Genomic DNA, 18,710 nt, shown 5'->3' with positions numbered 1-18,710 from the left:
AGGCTGTTTCACATCGCGATGTAAACAGCCTTAACCCTCCAGTGAATTGCCCACACGCTTATCCCGCAGAAAAATCACCATCAGTCCGAGCCAGAAGAGACCATTGAGTAAATTAAAGAGGCTGAACAGCGCATTACCACCCACCAGCCAGGCATGTTTACTGATCTCTATGCCGACGGTGAAAATAAACATTTGCAGCATGCCCATTGCTGCCGACACAGCCCCTTTGCTCACCTCGCTGGCGAAAAGCGTCAGGCGAACCAGCCCGGCGTTGGCGAGCCCGATACCGAAGGCGTACAGGCTTAAGCCTGCCGTCATCCACAAATAAGCGTGCGATGAGGCCACTGTCGCGACCGCAGCGACAATCAACCCGGCGATAATCGGCCAGCCGCCGAGAATAATCAGCGCACGGACCGTCCGGCGTGAGGTCAGTTTTGCCAGCACCAGGTTACCCGCAATCAGTGCGCCAAAAATGGGCACCTGTAACAACCCATATTCATAACTACTCAGCTGCTCACCATTGATGATGATAATGGGTGACTGGGCAATCCACGCCAGTAACGGCAGGCTGACAAACCCGGTCGCCAGCGCCCCCGCCACAAAGCGCACATTTTTCATCACCAGCGCATAATCGTGCCAGAGTGCTTTCATCGACAGCGACTCACCGAGACGCGTGGCCGTCTCCGGCATGGCACGCTGTAAGCCGACAAAGGCGACGGCCGCCAGCACGGCAAAGAGCACAAACATGCCCTCCCAGGGAGCGACATGCACCCAGGCAGCCCCGACCAGCGGGCCAAGCAGTGGCGCAATCAGGGCCACATTCGCCATCAGGGCGGTGATTTTAATACACACCGCCTCTTCGAAAGATTCCTGAATCGCGGCGTAACCCACAGCGCCGATAAAACAGAGGCTGATGCCCTGTAAAAACCGTAACAGGGTGAACTGTTCAATGTTCTGCGCCAGCAGGGTGGCAAGGCAGGTCACAATGAACCACACCACCCCTGCCAGCATCACCGGGCGGCGACCCACACGATCCGACAGCGGCCCCAGCAGCCACTGTAAAAACATACCGCCAGCCAGATAGGCGGTCATGGAGGTTGGCACCCACTCGATACCCGCCTGATATTGTTCAACCACGGTCAACATACCGGGCTGAATCATATCGTTGGCGATATAGGTGGAGAATTCGTACAGAACCAGACACAACGGAAATAACAGCGCCTGGCGACCCAGGCGTTGACCGGAAAGGGAGTGTTTTTGCATGTCTTCTCTTTAACGTAAAAAATCGCGCAGAGTGTAATCAAAGCCTCTGCACGGGGATAGTGAATTGTGCCGTTGAGTTCGCCGGGAGCACTTTTTTACCACTTAAGGTTCGCTTAAGCGTCATGACCTAATGTTGCAGAATAATGAACCTTCTGGCGTCAGAATTCTCTAACTCTGCGTTCAGAAAAGTAAAAGCACTTTACCCTGCGTAATCATGCTTTTATGGTTAACGTTTTCCCATTACTGCCCGTGTGCTAAGCGTCGTCAACGGTATGTTAGAAACTCTCAACACCTCGCTGTTCGAGTGGATTAATGCCACTCCCGATTCCCCCGCCTGGCTTATCAGCGCCGCCAGGGCGATTGCTAATGATGTCATTGGCATCGTGCCGGTGCTGGCAGTGTGTCTGTGGCTCTGGGGGCCACGGCATCAGGTGCGCGCCCAGCGGCAACTGGTGATCAAAGTCGCTATGGCAATGGCGGTCAGCATGACCCTCTCCTGGCTGCTGGGCCATCTTTTTCCCCATAATCGTCCGTTCGTCGACCATATCGGCTACAACTTTCTGCACCATTCGCCCGACTACTCCTTCCCAAGCGATCACGGCACGGTGATTTTCACCTTCGCCGTCGCCTTTATCGCCTGGCACAGGATCTGGTCCGGCGCGGTGCTGATGGTAATTGCGCTGGCGATTGCCTGGTCCCGTGTCTACGTTGGCGTGCACTGGCCGCTGGATATGCTCGGCGGGCTGATGGTGGCGCTCTGCGGCTGCCTGACCGCGCAGATGTTGTGGCATGGCCCCGGTCACACCCTGCTTCGCCTCACCCAGCAGCTTTACCGCCTCTGTTTTGCGATCCCCATTCGCCGGGGCTGGGTACGTGACTAAGCCCGACGGCAAAGGTAATATGAACGCCCTGCTCTGCGCAGGGCTTTCTTTATACTCAGGGGTTCTATGGAAACAAGACGTGACGAACGTATCGGTCAGTTACTCTCCGCGCTTAAACGCAGTGATAAGCTGCATCTGAAAGAAGCCGCCGCCCTGCTGGGGGTGTCCGAGATGACCATTCGCCGCGATCTCAGTACCAACAGCGCGCCTGTTGTACTGCTCGGAGGCTATATCGTACTTGAGCCCCGAACCGCCAGCCACTACCTTCTCAGCGATCAAAAAACGCGCCTGGTCGACGAGAAGCGACGTGCCGCAGCGCTTGCTGCAAAACTGGTGCTGCCTCATCAGATGGTGTTTTTCGATTGTGGTACCACCACGCCCTGGATCATTGAAGCCATTCCGGACGAGGTGCCGTTCATCGGCGTCTGCTACTCTCTGAATACGTTTCTCGCGCTGCAGGAAAAGCCCCTCTGCCGGGCCATTCTGAGCGGCGGTGAATTCCATGCCAGTAACGCCATTTTTCAGCCGCTCAATTTCAACGAGACGCTGAACTGCTTACGACCCGACATCGCCTTCTATTCGGCGGCGGGAGTGCACCAGGAGCAGGGGGTAACCTGTTTCAATCTTGAAGAATTGCCGCTTAAGCAGTGGGCCATGTCCAGTGCGCAATATCACGTGCTGGTCGTGGACAACAGCAAGTTCGGCAAAGTGCGCCCGGCCTGCATGGGTGCGCTGGGCCACTTCGACGCCATCGTCAGTGACGCCCGCCCTGACGATGCCTTAGCGGAATTTGCCCACGCGCAGCAGATCAAACTGATGTACTGAAGCAGACCGTGCCTGTCACGGCACGGTCTGTAATTGTCAGGAGAACCAGCCGCCAAACCACTGGTGGAACTTCATCAGCACCATATCCCACATCCGGCCAAAGAATCCGCCCTCTTCCACTGCTTCCATCACTATCAGTGGACGCTGTTCAATGGATTTACCGTTGAGCTGGAAGTCTATGGTGCCCACCACCTGCCCCTTTTTCAGCGGCGCTTTCAGTTCTGGTTCCGTGAGGGTGTAGCTGGCTTTCAGGTTTTTCAGTTGACCACGCGGAATGGTCACCGACCCTGCCTCTCCGGCACCCAGCTTCACCTCACTCTGATCGCCGAACCAGACGCGCTGGCTGACGAAGGTCGCGTCCGGTTTAATGGGTGTGACGGTCTCATAGAAACGGAAACCCCAGGTGAGCAGTTTTTCAGATTCGTTAAAGCGGATACGGTCGGTTTTCGACCCCAGCACTACCGAAATCAAACGCATGTCGCCCTGGGTTGCCGACGCCACGAGGTTGTAACCGGCCCCCTCTGTGGTGCCGGTTTTCATCCCGTCGACGTTCATGCTGGTGCTCCACAACAGGCGGTTGCGGTTCGGCTGACGGATCTTGTTAAAGGTGAACTCTTTCTCTTTGTGGATGGCGTACTCATCCGGGACGTCATGGATAAGCGCTTTGCCGAGCAGCGCCATATCCCGGGCGGTACTGAACTGCCCTGGCGCGTCCAGACCATGCACCGTCTTAAAGGTGGTGTTAGTCAGGCCAAGTTTGGTCGCGTAGCCGTTCATCAGGCTGACAAAGGCGTCCTGGCTACCGGCCACATGATCGGCAATGGCAATACTGGCATCGTTACCCGACTGAATGATGACCCCTTTGTTGAGATCCGCCACCGAGACCTGATCGCCAGGCTTGAGGAACATCAGTGAGGAGCCGCGCAGAGCCGGGTTTCCTGTGGCCCAGGCGTCTTTGCCAACGGTAACGGTGTCAGTTAACTGAATTTTTCCGGCCTTAAGTGCCTGACCGACAACATAACTGGTCATCAGTTTGGTCAGGCTCGCCGGGTCGAGTTTCTCATCTGCATGGCCTTCGGTGAGCACTTTTCCGCTGTTGTAATCCATCAGGATCCAGGCGCGGGCATCGATTGCCGGCGCAGCAGGGGCTTGCTCAGCCGCGTGCAGAGAGGAAGAAAAGAGAACGATCAGCGCGGCTCCCGCCGCAAGGCCGCGTGGAAAGAGAGATAAATGCGTCATATAGGCCACCCAGGTATCCATTCTGAAATAAACGTCGCACCACCGTGCCGCAACAAGCCGAGAGTAATAGCGCATAACGTAGATGAATGAAAGCGCCAAAAAGTAAAGTTTATGCAATAACATAATGTTGCGCTTACGCAGGCCACTTTTTTTGTAAATCGTTGCCAGAACGTTAACTTTATCCCACCATGGTTATCATCTGAAGAGGCTGAACATAAAGGGGGTCATATGATCACACTGTGGGGCAGAAATAATTCTTCTAACGTGAAGAAGGTACGCTGGACGCTGGAAGAGCTGGAGTTACCCTATGAACACATTCTGGCGGGGGGCGCCTTTGGCCTGAACCGTGATGCGGAATATCTGGCGATGAACCCGAACGGGCTGGTTCCGTTATTGCGTGATGACGAAACCGACGTGGTGCTCTGGGAGTCCAATACCATCGTGCGTTATCTCAGTGCCCAATACGGGCAGGCGCGCCTGTGGCCAGAGTCGCCCGCTGAACGCGCAAAAGGCGAGAAGTGGATGGACTGGGCGCTCAGCACGCTGGCGCCAAAACATGGCGTGTTGCTGGTCGGTCTCGTGCGTACCCCGGCGGAAAAACGTGATACTGCCGCTATCGAGGCCGGGATCAATGCCTGCGAAGAACTCTTCGCGCTGCTGGACGATGCGCTGGCAACGCAGCCGTGGTTGTCAGGTGAGGCATTTGGCCCCGGTGATATCGCCGTCGCCCCCTTCATCTACAACCTTTACAATATGGGCCTGAGCTGGACACCGCGTCCGCATCTGGAAAGCTGGTATCACCGCCTCACCCAGCGCCCACCGTTCCGTGACGTCGTCATGATCCCCGTCACCTGACGCAGCGCCCGGCGCGAGTTACGCCGCCGGGCTGACTTTCAGCAGTTCACCGTCTGATTCGTCCGTCAGCACATAGAGGAAGCCATCCGGCCCGACGCGCACATCACGGATACGCTGTTTACGATCGCCGAGTATCCGTCCGTCTTCCGTCACCGTATTGCCGTTCACGCTCATGACGATCACATCCTTCTCCTTAAGGGCACCAATAAAGAGTTTGTTTTTCCACTGCGGGAACGTCGTGGCGTTGTAGAACGCCATACCGCTCACCGCAGGAGATTTCTTCCAGTAAAAGATGGGTTGCTCAGTCCCTTCCACCTTCTCGCCTTTGGCTTCGGGAATGGCGAATCCGCTGTAGTTAATGCCCCATGTCGCCAGCGGCCAGCCGTAGTTTTTGCCTTTCTCCGGGATATTTATCTCATCGCCACCGCGCGGACCATGCTCGTTAAGCCATAGCGCATTGCTCCAGGGGTTCATCGCCATGCCCTGCGGATTGCGTATGCCGTAAGCCCAGATTTCAGGCCGCTTACCCGACTGTCCGGCGAAGGGATTATCGGGCGGCACTTTTCCTTCATCGGTCAGACGCACCAGCTTGCCCTGCAGCTTATCCAGGTCCTGGGCGGTCGGGCGCTGATTGTTCTCGCCGAGCGCAATCCACAGATAGCCTTTGCCATCAAAGACAAGGCGGCCGCCAAAGTGGTTGCCGGTAGAGAGTTTAGGCTGCTGGCGGAACACCACCTGGAAGGCTTCAAGACGCGAAAGATCCTCCGTCAACCGCCCGTAACCCACCGCCGTGCCAGCTTTGCCGTCGCTGCCCGCTTCGGCATAGCTGAGCCAGACACGACGCGACTGAGCAAAATCCGGTGCCAGCACCACATCCAGCAGGCCGCCCTGTCCGTTTGCCCACACGCGCGGCACACCAACAATGGGATCGGAAAGACCTTTACCGGCCTGCCAGTGGCGAAGCTGACCGCCCCGCAGGGTGATCAACATCCCCTTATTCTCGGGCAAAAAAGCCAGTGACCAGGGGTGATCGAGTCTGGTTTGCAGCACCTCAACCTTCACCGGCGCAGGGGCCGCCAGTACGGAAGCAGAGAGGAGCAAAGTAGGTATCAAATAAATAGCGTGGCGGCGCATGGCACACTCCTTGAGCGGTTGTTAGCCTAAAGGGTAGACAGCCTGCGCAAGCGGGAGGTGACTTTTACAAAAATTGAAACAGGGAGGGTTAATACGATGCGTCCTGCTATCAGTTCGCTCTTTTCCTTTCTCTTTGGGCTGAGGGATCCCCACAAAATAACAGGGGCACGGAAAGTCCCCTCTCCTCTTTGGGGAGAGGGTTAGGGCGAGGGGAACATACGGCTATGATGGGCATTCCGTTTACCTTTATTCCTTGCTTTTCTGTCGCTCCAGAACCCGTGAACGTGCCAGAAGGGTTCACCGCCACCGCCCTGGCGACCCCTACCCCCAGCCATCGCTTTAACTATTGTGTGCTCATTGCGCGCTGGTATCGCAGTAAAACGAAATATTACTGGGATCACTCAACCTTCAGGCAAAACCACAGTAAAAAGGGGGAGTCTCCTCCCCCTGCCTCACGCCTCTTCAAGTCGTGAATGTTCACTCAGATAGTCGATGCTGAAATGCAGGATGTTCAAAGAACGCTCGAGTTTATCAACATTTACGGCAATATAGGACGGACAGTCATGACGCCCGGTCATCAGGCTGATGGCAGCCGACGATAACGCTTCTTCAGCGCGATACACTGCACCGCGACTATCGTGATCCAGCAACTGATTCAGTTGCTCACCCCTGTCGCGAATCTCCTTCGCGAGATCAAAAAAATGGTCCTTTAACTGATTGGTTTCGCTGACCGACATATAGCCTTTTGCTTTACGCATATGGGTATAGGTCTCAAGCTCAACACGGGCATTGAGCAGTTTGTCCAGCAGGCAGCGTGTGAGTTCATCAACGTTCATACCTTTCCCCTCCTTTGTCAGCCATTGTGTCATTTCATAGTATGAACAACTTTCGAACAAAAGCATGAAAGCAATCAATTATTGACCACCGAACACACATCTTTACACTTTAGCGCGGCTTAATTTTATGCCCGCCCCGCAAGCCATGCGCGCCAGCCGCCTCGTTCGGTGATCTCCGTCGCGCCCTGTAAACCATAATTTTCGCAAATGAATCCAGTTAACCACCGTCCGTCCATGAGCTCGACTTTGCCAAGGCCAAGCGGCGCCGGGATCCCCGACAGGAAGGAACCCATCTCACTGGATGGGATCTCCCACACCTCCACCGCTACAGACTGACCCTGTTCAACATCCCGGACCATCCCCGGTCGTTTACCGTCCGCCAGCGCATACAGGCGGTAGGCCGCTGCACTTTGCGTAGCCTCAATCAGGCGCCCCTGACGCTCGCGTAACTGGTGATTAAGGGCCAGTCCATCAAGATGGGCACCGCACACCACCAGTTGCACGCGATCGTTGCTTCCTTCCCCGCTTACTGCTGGTGTATTAAGCATGGCTCCGCCCGGTAAGGTCAGGGGACGGGCACGCTGTAGCGCATCCGCCACCCCGAGTAAATACTGATCCGTAAAAGCGCGACCAAAGAGCGTAACTCCCGAGGGCAACCCATCTGCCATAAAACCGACCGGCACCGCCACGGCGGCATAGTCCAGCAGATTCATAAAGTTGGTGTAGTAACCCAAATCTGAGTTGCGTTTTACCGGCTCATCATGAAGCTCAGCCAGCGTTACCGGACGCGGGTAGGTCGGCGTCAGTACGCACTCCAGGTCAGCGAGGGTGGCATCACATCGAGCCTTGAGGTGCTGCAAGGTATACAGCCCGTCAAAGGTGCTGACCGCATCGGTGCCGGGCGCTTTTTGCAATACGTCGCGAATAACCGGCAGCACGGCATCGGGCTGTGCTTCAATTAAGGGCCCCACTACATGATATCGCTCCGCGACCCACGGCCCGTCGTAAAGCAACTTTGCCGCCGTCATAAAGGGAGTGAAATCGATACTGACCGGCACGCCACCCAGCGCCACCAGCTGTGCTTTTGCGGTGTTGAACAGTGCTTCACTCTCCTTGCAGCCAAGAAACTCCAGCGTATCGGGCACGCCAAAACGAAAACCTTTTCGGGGTCTCCCAAAGGCCTGTGCCCCGTTCCACGCCGGGTTCTGGCGGCTGTAATCGTCAGCAGGATCCAGCCTTGCAGTGAGCGCGAGTAAACGGCTGGCTTCGGCAGCGGTCGCCGTAAAGAAGGTCACGCAATCCAGCGTGCGGCAGGCGGGCAGGACACCCGCCGTGGACACCAGCCCTTTTGTCGCTTTAAGTCCGACCAGATTATTAAGCGCGGCCGGCACACGCCCGCTGCCCGCGGTATCCGTGCCCAGCGCAAAACTGGCAACGCCCAGTGCTACTGAAAGCGCAGAACCTGCGCTTGAGCCGCCCGACGGATAGTCCGGATGCACACTGTTGCGACAGGCACCGTAAGGTGAGCGCGTGCCGTTCAGCCCGGTGGCGAACTGGTCGAGGTTGGTTTTACCCAGCGGCACCGCTCCCAGCGCAATCAGCTGACGCACAATTGTCGCGTCCTGCTTAGCCGTGCGGGCAAAGGCCGGGCAGGCTGCGGTGGTAGCAATCCCCGCCAGATCGATATTGTCTTTGATAGCAAACGGCACGCCGTAGAGCGGCAGTTCATCAGGCTTACGTGCATCAAGCGCCGCCAGATAGGGCTCCAGCTCCTCTTCACTCAGGATATAAATGAAGAGAGAGAATGCCGGGTTAAGCGCAATGGCACGTTCACGTAGCTGCCGGATGAGCGTGCGCGGCGTCAGCGTGCCGCTTTTGTAGTGCGCTGAGAGCGTATCAAGTCGTAAATCAAAAGCCTCTGTCATTGTCTTTTCTCCATCACCACTACGCATTGCCCGGCGCGCACGGCACTGCCCGGCTGCACCCGAACCTGACTGACCACACCGGCATGGGGCGCGGTCAACGGAATTTCCATCTTCATGGATTCAAGGATGACCAGCGTCTGGCCCTCACTGACGGTATCGCCCTCTTTAACGTTTACCTGCCAGAGGTTGCCGGAGACCGGGCTGTCGACCCCGCTTTCACCCGACATCAGCGGCGCATCTTCCCCTTCGTCGCTCACCACCAGGGTGCTGTCGAAATGGGCCTGGCCGCTGGCAATCCAGCGATCGCGCTCGGCAGCAAAGGCCTGCTGCTGATGCGCGCGGTTCGCCGTGATGCTGTCCGCCTCTTCAGCAAGAAACTGCTGGTACTCCGCCAGCCGCAGGGTGGTCTGCTCAATACGCAGCGGATAGCGCCCGAGCGGGAAATCGCGGCGAATAGTCAGCAGCTCTTCAGCAGAGACCGGGTAAAAGCGGATCTGGTCGAAGAAGCGCAGCAGCCAGGGCTTGCCGCCGAAATCAGCCACATCGCGATAGCGGTTCCACATCTGCAGCGTGCGGCCGACAAACTGGTAGCCCCCCGGCCCTTCCATGCCGTACACGCAAAGATAGGCGCCGCCAATGCCTACCGAGTTTTCAGCCGTCCAGGTGCGGGCCGGATTGTATTTGGTGGTCACCAGGCGATGACGGGGGTCAAGCGGCGTAGCGACTGGTGCGCCGAGATAGACATCCCCCAGCCCCATCACCAGATAGTGGGCATCAAAGACGGTTTTGTAGACCTCATCGATATTGGCGAGATCGTTAATACGGCGAATAAACTCAAGATTACTCGGACACCAGGGCGCATCGCGGCGCACAGTGGTCATGTATTTTTCAATAGCTTTCTGACAGGCCGGATCGTCCCAGGAGAGCGGCAACCAGACCACACGTGACGGCACATCAAGATCCGAACGCTGACAGACCTCGTGCCAGAGTTCTGCGATCGCCTCAAGCAAGGCGTCGGGCGGCAGCGTCTCCGGCTGATAGTGAACCTGTAGAGAACGAATGCCCGGTGTCAGATCAATCACCCCCGCCAGCGCACGGGCTTCCAGCGCCTGCATCAGCGCGTGAGCGCGAAAACGCAGCACCAGATCCAGCTCCGGCGCGCCAATTTCCAGTAACAAATGGGTATCACCGGAAAGCCGTGCCACCAGACGTTTGTCCGTCTCGCCGATATCAAGCACCACGGGCGATACCCGCGCCGCTGGCTGCCAGTTCACGGCGACGGGTTGCAGGGTCTCTACTTCCTGATTACACGCCTGCGCCAGTAAGCGCGCGGTCGCCATCTCTACCGGCACAAAGCGCACCTTATCGCCCGCCTTTAGTTGCCCAAGCTGCCAGAGATCCGCTTCGATAACCGTCACCGGGCAGACGAAACCACCAAGGCTCGGGCCATCCGGCCCAAGGATGACGGGCATATCACCGGTAAAATCCACCGCGCCGATGGCATACGGGTTGTCATGTATGTTGGACGGATGCAGCCCGGCTTCGCCGCCGCTGTCACGCACCCACTCAGGCTTTGGCCCAATCAGACGAATACCGGTACGGCTGGAGTTGAAGTGCACCTCCCAGTCGGTGGCAAGAAAGGTGTTGATATACTGTTGGGTGAAATATTCCGGCGCGCCGTGCGGCCCGTAGATAACCCGCAGTTCGCGCACGCCAGGGAACGTCGTCTGCAGGCTCGCGGGTAAGGCGACGCTACGCGGTGCGGCGTTCAGCGCATTAATGTGCAGGACGTCACCTGTGCGTAACGCGCGCCCGGCATGCCCGCCAAACTGCCCGAGGGTAAAGGTACTTTTACTGCCCAGATAGTCCGGTACATTGATACCGCCCTGCAGACACAGGTAGCTGCGCACGCCCGCCCCGCTCACCTCTCCCAGACGTAGCGTACTGCCTGCCTGGAGAGTAAAGAGAGTATTCATGGCGATCTCTTCGCCATCGCGCGTAATGCTCATTGCCGCCCCGGTCACCACCGCAACGGCATCGGTATTAAATTTCAGCGTCGGCCCGCTAAGGGTAAGCTCCAGCGCAGCATCGGTTGCGGCATTACCCAGCAGCGCGTTACCCAGACGGAGCGCACGGCTATCCATTGGTCCCGACGGCGGTACCCCCACCGCCCAGTAGCCCTGCCGACCGGGATAATCCTGCACCGTGGTCTGGGTGCCTGCGCTCAGCACTTCAATGGTGGTGGCCCGGTAGGTCAGCCCCTCCAGGCAGCGCGTCCAGGGATCACCTTCAGCAAAAGGTGCAAAGGCGAGGATCTGTTGCAGGTAGTGACGGTTGGTCTCCACACCGTACAGGCGGGTGGCATCCAGTGCCGCATTAAGCTCAGTAATCGCCTGCGCACGGGTCGGCTGCCAACTGATGATCTTGGCCAGCATCGGATCGAAGAACGGCGGCACATCACAACCGGCCTCCACCCAGGTGTCGACACGAAGCTTACTGCGATCCTCAGGTGGGAAAACGACCTCGGTCAGCAGGCCTGGCGAGGGCTGAAACTGGCGGCCGGGATCTTCGGCATACAGACGCGCCTGCACCGCATGTCCCTGTGGCGTGAGCCCTGCCGCCAGCGCTGACAGCGGCGGCAGCTCGCCTGCCGCCAGTTCAATCATCCAGCGCACCAGGTCCACGCCCCACACCTGCTCAGTGACGCCATGCTCCACCTGCAGTCGGGTGTTAACCTCAAGGAAGTAAAACTGGCGAGCCAGGCTGTCATAGACAAACTCCACCGTGCCCGCGCTGCGGTAGTTGATGGCTTTGCCGAGCGTAATGGCGGCTTCACACAATGCGGTTTCTATTCCGTCCGGCAGATTCGGGGCCGGGGTCTCTTCCAGCACCTTCTGGTTACGGCGCTGGACCGAGCAGTCGCGAACCCCCAGGGAAATCACGTCGCCTTTCCCATCACCAAAAATCTGGACTTCCAGATGGCGTGCGCGCTCGATGTACTTTTCGATAAACACGCCGGCGTCGCTGAAGTTGTTTTTACCCAGCCGTACCACGGCGTCAAAGGCTTCCGCCAGCTCGCTGGCGTTATAACAGACGCGCATTCCGATGCCACCGCCGCCGGCAGTACTTTTCAGCATCACCGGAAAACCGACCTGCGCGCCCGCCTGCTGCGCCTCGTCAAGGTTCGCCAGCAGCCCGGTGCCTTCAAGCATCGGGACACCGTGGTTTTTCGCCAGCGCACGCGCCGTATGTTTTAAGCCGAACACGCGTAATTGCTCCGGCGTCGGGCCGACAAAGGCAATCCCCGCGGCTTCGCAGGCCTCGGCGAAAGCGGCGTTTTCAGAGAGAAAACCGTAACCGGGATGAATCGCCTGGGCACCGCTTTTACGGGCGGCATCGATAATTTTTTCCGTGACGAGGTAGGTGTGTGCCGCCGGGCCATCACCGAGGCTGATGGCTTCGTCAGCATCCCGGATGTGTAAGCTGCTGGCGTCGGCCTCAGACCAGACGGCCACCCCACTTACGTTCATGCTGCGCAGGGTACGCAGGATCCGGCAGGCAATCGCGCCACGGTTGGCAATAAGGAGTTTCGTAAACATAGTCAGAACTCAGTGCTGGCGGGTCGTCCCGCCGAAAATCGGCTCACCTTATGGTCGTCCATAAGGGGCGATGTCTCTATGGACGCGGTGTCGTGGGCCTGTCCTGAGGTAAAGGCAGGCGGGCGGCACGAACGGCAAACAGGTGATAAAGCAGGCTGCGCACCTGGCGGATCAATTCCATATCAGCACCTCCGCCGGTGTCGGGTTCCAGCCATTACAGGGGTTGTTCAGTTGCGGGCAGTTGGAGATGAGCACAATCACGTTGCATTCGGCACGCAGCTCCACATATTTACCGGGGGCAGAAATACCGTCTTCAAAGGTCAACCCACCTTCTGGCGTGACAGGTACGTTCATAAAGAAGTTGATGTTGGCCCCGATATCCCGTTTGTGCATACGACCATCATGCAGGCAGGCGCAGAGAAAGTTGTCACGACAGCTGTGCATCTGACGTTTGTCCAGCGCATAGCGCACGGTGTTACTCTCCTGCGCGCAGGCCCCGCCGAGGGTGTCGTGACGGCCACAGGTATCGGCCACAATGGTCAGCAAGGGGTTACCGAGACTGGAATAGAGTACGCTGCCGGTGGTGAGATAGGCGTTACCCTGACGGCGCAATGTGCGCTGCGGATCGTAGCGCTCCCGTGGCTGGTCAGCATTGTAAAACAGCGTATCCACGGCCTGGTTGCCTTCCAGATCCAGCAACCGTACGGTCTGGCCTTTTTTCACTTCAAAGAGGTAGGGTTCGCCCGCCGGGATCACATGGCGAAAGAGTGCGTCGTCGGGGTGTTTCTGACTGGTGACATGCATCTGGTGGCTCCTTAGAGGGCAAATAAACGGGTGTTAGCAAATGCGCGTTCGTTTTCCGGGCGGCTCTGTAGCGTCCCGATAGCGGCATTTTCATCGTCAGCCTGACGCCAGCTCAGTTGCACCGGGCGCGGCGCGTACTCCGTTGTCGGGTCCATCGGGTGTTGCAGTGCCGTCATCACCAGCAGCACGTCCATCGGCGCAAACAGCTCTACATAGCGGCCCGGTTGTGACGCACCCGGGTGGAAGGCGAAGGTGCCGTCCTCTGCTACCGTCACCTTGCTGAAGAAATTCACCACCATCAGCAGGTCTTCAAGGCTTAAATCCCATTTACCCATCTCTACCAGCAGGTTATCGGTGCCGTTACGGTAAAAACCGTTGCGCAGGCGCTGGTAGCGACCCTCACCATATTTCTCCTTCACTTCGGCGGCATTAAGCACGCCGCCAAAAGGGTCGTGCCAGCCGCAGGTGTCGGCCACAATTCCGGCCAGTACGCGTCCCATATCGGAGTAGAAGCAGTGACCGGTGGTCAGGCGCGCCGTATGCTGGCCTTTTAGGGTGTCTGGCAGGTTCAGACGTTCGCTCTTTTCATGGGGATTGAGCATCATCAGGCTGACATTGTCCCCGCCGTCGATGTCCGTCATGCGCAGGATCTGTCCACGCTTAAGAATAAAGGAGAGCGTGCCGCCACCGGGCAGGGTTTCCTCTCGCAGAACGGGTGTCATATTTTCCAGTGAAGTCATCAGGTTAACTCCTTAATGCATAGACGTTTTGAGGCGTGCTGCCGGTCATTTCGGCCAGCCGCGCTTCGTTGAGCGGTATGTCGTAAGTGATGCGTGCGCCGTAAGCATTGGGTTCGTGCGGGTCGATACGGACTTTGTCGAACACCAGCAGTCGGGTGCCGAGGTTGAACCCTTCTGAGAGGTCGTGCGTGACCATAAAGACCGTCATGCGGGTTTCCCCCCAGAGCTGGAGCAGTAGCGCATGCATGTCTTTGCGAATGCCGGGGTCCAGCGCACCGAAGGGTTCATCCAGCAGCAGCACGCGTGGCTGCATAATGAAAGCCTGCGCAATGGCAAGGCGCTGCTGCATGCCGCCGGAGAGCTGCGCCGGGTATTTGTCCAGCGCGTGCCCCAGCCCCACTTTTTCCAGCATCCACACCGCCCGCTCGCGCGCCTCGCGCTTTCGTGCGCCAAAAAGACGCCCCAGAACCGGGGCCTGCGGAAACTCAAGACCCAGGGTCACGTTGCCCAGCACGCTCAGGTGGGGAAAGACCGAATAGCGCTGAAACACCACGCCACGGCTGCGGTCCGGCTCGGCCGACAGGGCTTTGCCATCCAGCGACAGCGTGCCGCGACTTGGTGCCTCCTGGCCTAACAGCAAACGCAGGAAGGTGGACTTCCCACAGCCCGAAGCCCCTACCATCGAGCAAAACTCCCCGGCATTGACCTGCAGATTAAGACGCTCCAGCACCACGTGCGGCCCGTACTCCTGCCAGACATTGTTGATCTCAATAAAGCTCATGCCTTCCCTCCTTCCGCCCAGGGAAAACAGGTTTTATGAAGCTGACGCAGACCCAAATCCATCAGCCAGGCCAGTAATGTAATCCACACCACATAAGGAATGATGACGTCCATTGCCATGTAGCGGCGCACCAGGAAGATGCGATAGCCGAGGCCTGCCGTTGACGAGATAGCCTCGGCGGAAATAAGAAACAGCCACGCCGAGCCGAGCATCAGCCGCAGTGAGGTCAACAGGCGCGACAGCAACTGCGGTAACACTACGCGCAGGACCAGCGTCCAGCTCGAGGCGCCGAGCGTCTGGGCTTTAATCAGGAGTTCCGGCGGGATTTCCCTGGCGCGGTGTTCAAGATCACGGGCCAGCATAGGGGTAATGCCAATCACTATCAGCATCACCTTTGAGAGTTCATCAAGCCCGAAGACAATAAACAGCACCGGCAGAATCGCCAGCGGCGGAATCATTGACAGCACCGTCATCAGCGGCGACAGCGAGGCGCGCCACATCGGGAAGACCCCGGCAGTGATACCGATGCAAAGCCCTGCCAGCGAGGCGATAGCCAGACCGGTCAGCAGGCGCGCCAGACTAACCAGGGTGTCCATCCAGAAGAGATAATCGCCGCTGCGTTTATCCGGGCTGAAGGCCATGCGCGATACCGCATCCAGCATGTTCTGCAAGCCGGGCAGGAGTTTGTCCTGGGGGTTGGCCTCAAGGCGGACTGCTGACCCCAGAAAGTAGGCTGCCAGCAGAATAACGAAGGGCAGCAGGACAAGCGTATAGCGCATGCCCCGGGTCGGATGGCGATTAATATGTCGCATGGCGTCGTTTCCCGTCATTCGATAAATCAAAGCTTGCCGTCGGCGGCCAGTTTCACAAAGCTGTCGTCAAAACGCAGTTTGAGGTTACTGGCATCACCGGACGTGGCGCTGCCGGGGAAGGCCATGCCAATGAAATCGGCACTCTGCGCACCGTCGCCAAGCAGCCCTTTATCAAAGGAGAACTGCGCCACGCGCTGCATGGTTTTAGGCAAATCAGGAGAGGTGACAAAGGCCAGATTGTCAGCCGGAGTGTAAAAAAGGTGGGTCGTTTTCAGCTGCGCCTGATAGCCCGTCAGATCGGTCCCGGAAGCCGCTGCCATTTCACTCAGCATGGCTTTATCCTGCGCCTTCATTTGCGCCATCATTTCGTACCAGGCGCCGGTCAGGGCTTTTCCCAACGCCGGGTTGTCTTTCAGGGTCTGGGTATTTACCACCATCATGTCGATGAGTTCACCAGGCACCTGTGAGGAGCTGAACACTTCAGTGGTGTCTGGCGTGCCTTTGATGACCGACAGCTGCGGATTCCATGCCACGGCGGCCTTGACGTCCGGCGTGGCGAAGGCGGAGACAATGTCTGCATCAGAGGTGTTCACCACGGTGACATCTTTTTCCGCCAGCCCGGCTTTCTCCAGGCCACGTACCAGCAGGTAGTGGGAAACAGAGAGTTCAGGCAGGTAAATCTGCTGCCCTTTCAGATCCTTAAGCGTTTTGCCCTTGCCTTTCATTACTACCCCATCATTGCCTTCGGAGTAGCTGCCGAGAATGAGCGCGGTGGTATCCACACCGCCCGCCGCCGGGATAGTCAGTGCATCCATATTGGTCATGGTGCAGCCATCAAACTGACCGGCGGTGTACTGGTTGATGGATTCGATGTAATCGTTAAGCTGCACGACATTAATTTTGATGCCGTATTTATCGGCCCACTTATCGATGATTTTGTGATTGCTGATGGAGCCCCAGGGCATCCAGCCCGCGTAGATAGTCCAGCAGACGTTAAATTCTTTTTTTACCGCAGCAAAGGTGGGGAGAGTGGTCAGCATGACCAGCGACAGCACGAGGGAGCGGAGTAATGGCGTTTTCTTCATCATGGACCTCTGGTTGGTACAAAAAAAGGGCAGCGCGACACCCACTGGTGCTGCTGTCTCCCGGGTTTTTGTCCCGCCGTGTAACCTCTCAGAGGTCGCCAGCTCTTGGACCAGTCATCCGCACACGCGAACCGGAACCCTAGCCAGCTATTTGCAAATTGTGTTGTGTTGCACTGCATTTAATGCATTGCAAGCGGTGTGCCAGAAAATTAATTACTTATTTATCAGTTTATTAACTATGAGCGGGTACTATGGCTCCCCGTTTTGGTGAGTCAGGATCAGGCAGTGCACCATGCTGGTGCCCGCCGGGTTGTAGCAGGAGGTAATGCCGTTGATGTATTGTCTATAATCCATCACATCCGTAGGGAGCGGCCTGCCATCATGTTAAGCATTCTCGGGAAAACCTCGTCAATCAATGTGCGAAAAGTGTTGTGGACCTGCGAGGAAGCAGGCTTTGACTATCAGCAGGAGGACTACGGCAGTGGGTTTGCCTCCACGCAAACGGACGCCTTTCGGGCCATGAACCCCAATGAAATGGTGCCGGTGCTGATTGACGACGATTTTGTACTCTGGGAATCGAACGCCATCTGCCGCTATCTGGCCCGTAAAGCTGAGCGTCGCGATCTTCTCCCGGATGATGCGCAAGCCTGCGCCAGGGTGGAGCAGTGGATGGACTGGCAGGCATCCGAATTCAACAATGCCTGGCGCTATGTCTTCCCTGCGCTGGTGCGTAAAAATCCCGCCTACAGCGATCAGAAGGCGATTGACGCCGGTATTAAAGCGTGGAACCACTGTATCGGCATCGTGGATCAGCAACTGGAAAAAACCCAAGCCTGGGTGGCCGGGGAAGATTTTACTCTCGCCGATATTGTACTGGGACTGTCGGTAAATCGCTGGAAGATGACGCCGTTTGACCATCCGACGTTCCCGGCTCTTGAGGCCTGGTTTACGCGGTTAAATTCACGCCCGGCATTTTTACAGTATGGAAATAATGGCGTGCCGTGAACGGCTGCTTTGGTAAGGCCCTATCATTATCGACTGATGGGGCCGGGCAAGCGCAGGGGACAAACGCCTTGTTCTCTTTCCTGCGCATCCGGATTAGAACCTCTGGGTTCATTTTTTCGTCAAAGACGATCTTCATCACAATTTAACATTGAAAACACTTTTCTCTTACATAACGGGTGACAGCCATTCATTAGCAGGCTATTATTTCTGCCGTAAATCATTATGTTTCTGAAGAATTCCCTGTGTTGTATATCTGCCGTTCGTCCGAGCGGCTTTTTTTTACCTCGCTTATATTCACGCCCCGGATTATTCCTGCAAACTCAACGGCAAAAGTATCCTTTAGAGGTATGGTTAGCACGCTCATGTTATACCCCGAAATACCCCGCGAACGTTTTATGAGGAAGCTGAACCGCCGTGGTATGTTATCGCCACAGACACTTTGATCAGGCGCGTTATGCATATTTTTCCGCTGAACCTTACCCTTGCCGATAACCACGCTGATTCTGCCCGTGAGCTTCAGCACTACCTGCAGCACAATCGACACTCCCCCGCACTTATTCCTGCGCTTAACATGGATTTAGGTTTTATCAGCCCCCATGCGCGCTCTACCAATGCGTTTGATATTAACCGGGTTGAACATCTGCGTGACACTACCTATGTTCTTTATTATCAAATACATTATTTCATCTTTAACCTGTGCCAGGATATGAATATTGAGGATAGCTACGCCACTTCTATTACCTTTACGGTTAATGATGGCGAGTTAGTGTTCGACGTGATTAATAACGACCGGGACACGGTGGATGAATTCTGACGACCCGGGGTCGTTTACTGGCAAAAACAGGTAGCAGAGGCTCCACCCAGGCCAGCGGATTTTTGATCCTGCCTGCCGACAATCCGCTATAAATCTCCCGCCGATAACTGTA

16 protein-coding genes and 1 riboswitch are annotated in these 18,710 nt (G+C 56.9%); of the genes, 5 read left to right on the top strand and 11 right to left on the bottom strand.

The genetic code is table 11. From position 1 onward, the window contains the following. Window positions 1-30 precede the first annotated feature (30 nt). Window positions 31-1,263 (bottom strand): MFS transporter, encoded by a 1,233-nt coding sequence (locus KXR87_RS05420; protein WP_437431242.1) that lies wholly within the window; start codon window positions 1,261-1,263, stop codon window positions 31-33. A 272-nt stretch (window positions 1,264-1,535) separates the two neighbouring features. On the opposite strand from KXR87_RS05420, the gene ybjG reads away from it, so the two are divergent. Beyond that, window positions 1,536-2,144 (top strand): undecaprenyl-diphosphate phosphatase, encoded by a 609-nt coding sequence (gene ybjG, locus KXR87_RS05415; protein WP_437431241.1) that lies wholly within the window; start codon window positions 1,536-1,538, stop codon window positions 2,142-2,144. 66 nt (window positions 2,145-2,210) lie between these two features. Further along, a complete protein-coding gene (gene deoR / locus KXR87_RS05410) occupies window positions 2,211-2,969 on the top strand; it encodes a DNA-binding transcriptional repressor DeoR (protein ID WP_437431240.1) in 759 nt (252 codons plus the stop codon). 36 nt (window positions 2,970-3,005) lie between these two features. Here deoR and dacC read toward each other — a convergent pair whose 3' ends face one another. After that, window positions 3,006-4,208 carry a serine-type D-Ala-D-Ala carboxypeptidase gene (dacC, locus tag KXR87_RS05405; protein ID WP_437431239.1) on the bottom strand — a complete coding sequence of 401 codons (1,203 nt, stop codon included), beginning with the start codon at window positions 4,206-4,208 and terminating at the stop codon, window positions 3,006-3,008. Between the two features lie 228 nt (window positions 4,209-4,436). Here dacC and KXR87_RS05400 point away from each other — a divergent pair, with 228 nt between their 5' ends. Beyond that, on the top strand, window positions 4,437-5,063 hold the full coding sequence (locus tag KXR87_RS05400) for a glutathione S-transferase family protein (RefSeq protein WP_437431238.1): 627 nt from the start codon (window positions 4,437-4,439) through the stop codon (window positions 5,061-5,063). 18 nt (window positions 5,064-5,081) lie between these two features. On the opposite strand, the gene KXR87_RS05395 is transcribed toward KXR87_RS05400, so the two are convergent. The 9 genes from KXR87_RS05395 to KXR87_RS05355 form a co-directional block, all read right to left on the bottom strand. Further along, complete coding sequence (locus KXR87_RS05395; protein ID WP_437431237.1) at window positions 5,082-6,197, bottom strand: PQQ-dependent sugar dehydrogenase; 1,116 nt, start codon at window positions 6,195-6,197, stop codon at window positions 5,082-5,084. Between the two features lie 452 nt (window positions 6,198-6,649). Beyond that, entirely contained in the window at window positions 6,650-7,033 is a 384-nt protein-coding gene (locus KXR87_RS05390) for a biofilm formation regulator BssR (RefSeq protein WP_437431236.1), read from the bottom strand. A 125-nt stretch (window positions 7,034-7,158) separates the two neighbouring features. Further along, window positions 7,159-8,958, bottom strand: a complete 1,800-nt coding sequence (gene atzF / locus KXR87_RS05385) for an allophanate hydrolase (RefSeq protein ID WP_437431235.1) — start codon at window positions 8,956-8,958, stop codon at window positions 7,159-7,161. Then, window positions 8,955-12,557, bottom strand: coding sequence for an urea carboxylase (gene uca / locus KXR87_RS05380; protein ID WP_437431234.1), 3,603 nt, complete (start codon window positions 12,555-12,557; stop codon window positions 8,955-8,957). Before uca ends, atzF begins: the two co-directional genes overlap by 4 nt. Window positions 12,558-12,728: 171 nt before the next feature. Next, the gene (locus KXR87_RS05375) at window positions 12,729-13,361 is read right to left on the bottom strand and encodes an urea amidolyase associated protein UAAP2 (RefSeq protein WP_437431233.1); all 633 of its coding nucleotides are present in this window, start codon (window positions 13,359-13,361) and stop codon (window positions 12,729-12,731) included. 11 nt (window positions 13,362-13,372) lie between these two features. Beyond that, complete coding sequence (locus tag KXR87_RS05370) at window positions 13,373-14,101, bottom strand: urea amidolyase associated protein UAAP1 (protein WP_437431232.1); 729 nt, start codon at window positions 14,099-14,101, stop codon at window positions 13,373-13,375. 4 nt (window positions 14,102-14,105) lie between these two features. Continuing rightward, window positions 14,106-14,882, bottom strand: coding sequence for an ABC transporter ATP-binding protein (locus KXR87_RS05365; RefSeq protein ID WP_437431231.1), 777 nt, complete (start codon window positions 14,880-14,882; stop codon window positions 14,106-14,108). Next, the gene (locus tag KXR87_RS05360; RefSeq protein WP_437431230.1) at window positions 14,879-15,694 is read right to left on the bottom strand and encodes an ABC transporter permease; all 816 of its coding nucleotides are present in this window, start codon (window positions 15,692-15,694) and stop codon (window positions 14,879-14,881) included. The genes KXR87_RS05365 and KXR87_RS05360 overlap by 4 nt, the downstream gene beginning before the upstream one ends. Before the next feature lie 26 nt (window positions 15,695-15,720). Further along, the gene (locus KXR87_RS05355; RefSeq protein ID WP_437431373.1) at window positions 15,721-16,779 is read right to left on the bottom strand and encodes a putative urea ABC transporter substrate-binding protein; all 1,059 of its coding nucleotides are present in this window, start codon (window positions 16,777-16,779) and stop codon (window positions 15,721-15,723) included. Window positions 16,780-16,834: 55 nt separating this feature from the next. Beyond that, a riboswitch (guanidine-I (ykkC/yxkD leader) is annotated at window positions 16,835-16,933 on the bottom strand. Between the two features lie 227 nt (window positions 16,934-17,160). Here KXR87_RS05355 and KXR87_RS05350 point away from each other — a divergent pair. Beyond that, window positions 17,161-17,784, top strand: coding sequence for a glutathione S-transferase family protein (locus KXR87_RS05350; protein WP_437431229.1), 624 nt, complete (start codon window positions 17,161-17,163; stop codon window positions 17,782-17,784). Between the two features lie 454 nt (window positions 17,785-18,238). Beyond that, window positions 18,239-18,598, top strand: a complete 360-nt coding sequence (locus KXR87_RS05345) for a hypothetical protein (protein ID WP_437431228.1) — start codon at window positions 18,239-18,241, stop codon at window positions 18,596-18,598. The last annotated feature ends 112 nt before the right edge of the window (window positions 18,599-18,710 follow it).

This window comes from Yokenella regensburgei (genome assembly GCF_051486985.1).
Taxonomy (GTDB): Bacteria; Pseudomonadota; Gammaproteobacteria; order Enterobacterales; family Enterobacteriaceae; genus CBFFRJ01.
Note: the sequence above shows the minus strand (reverse complement) of the source record. Positions and strands in the feature narration are given on the sequence as shown.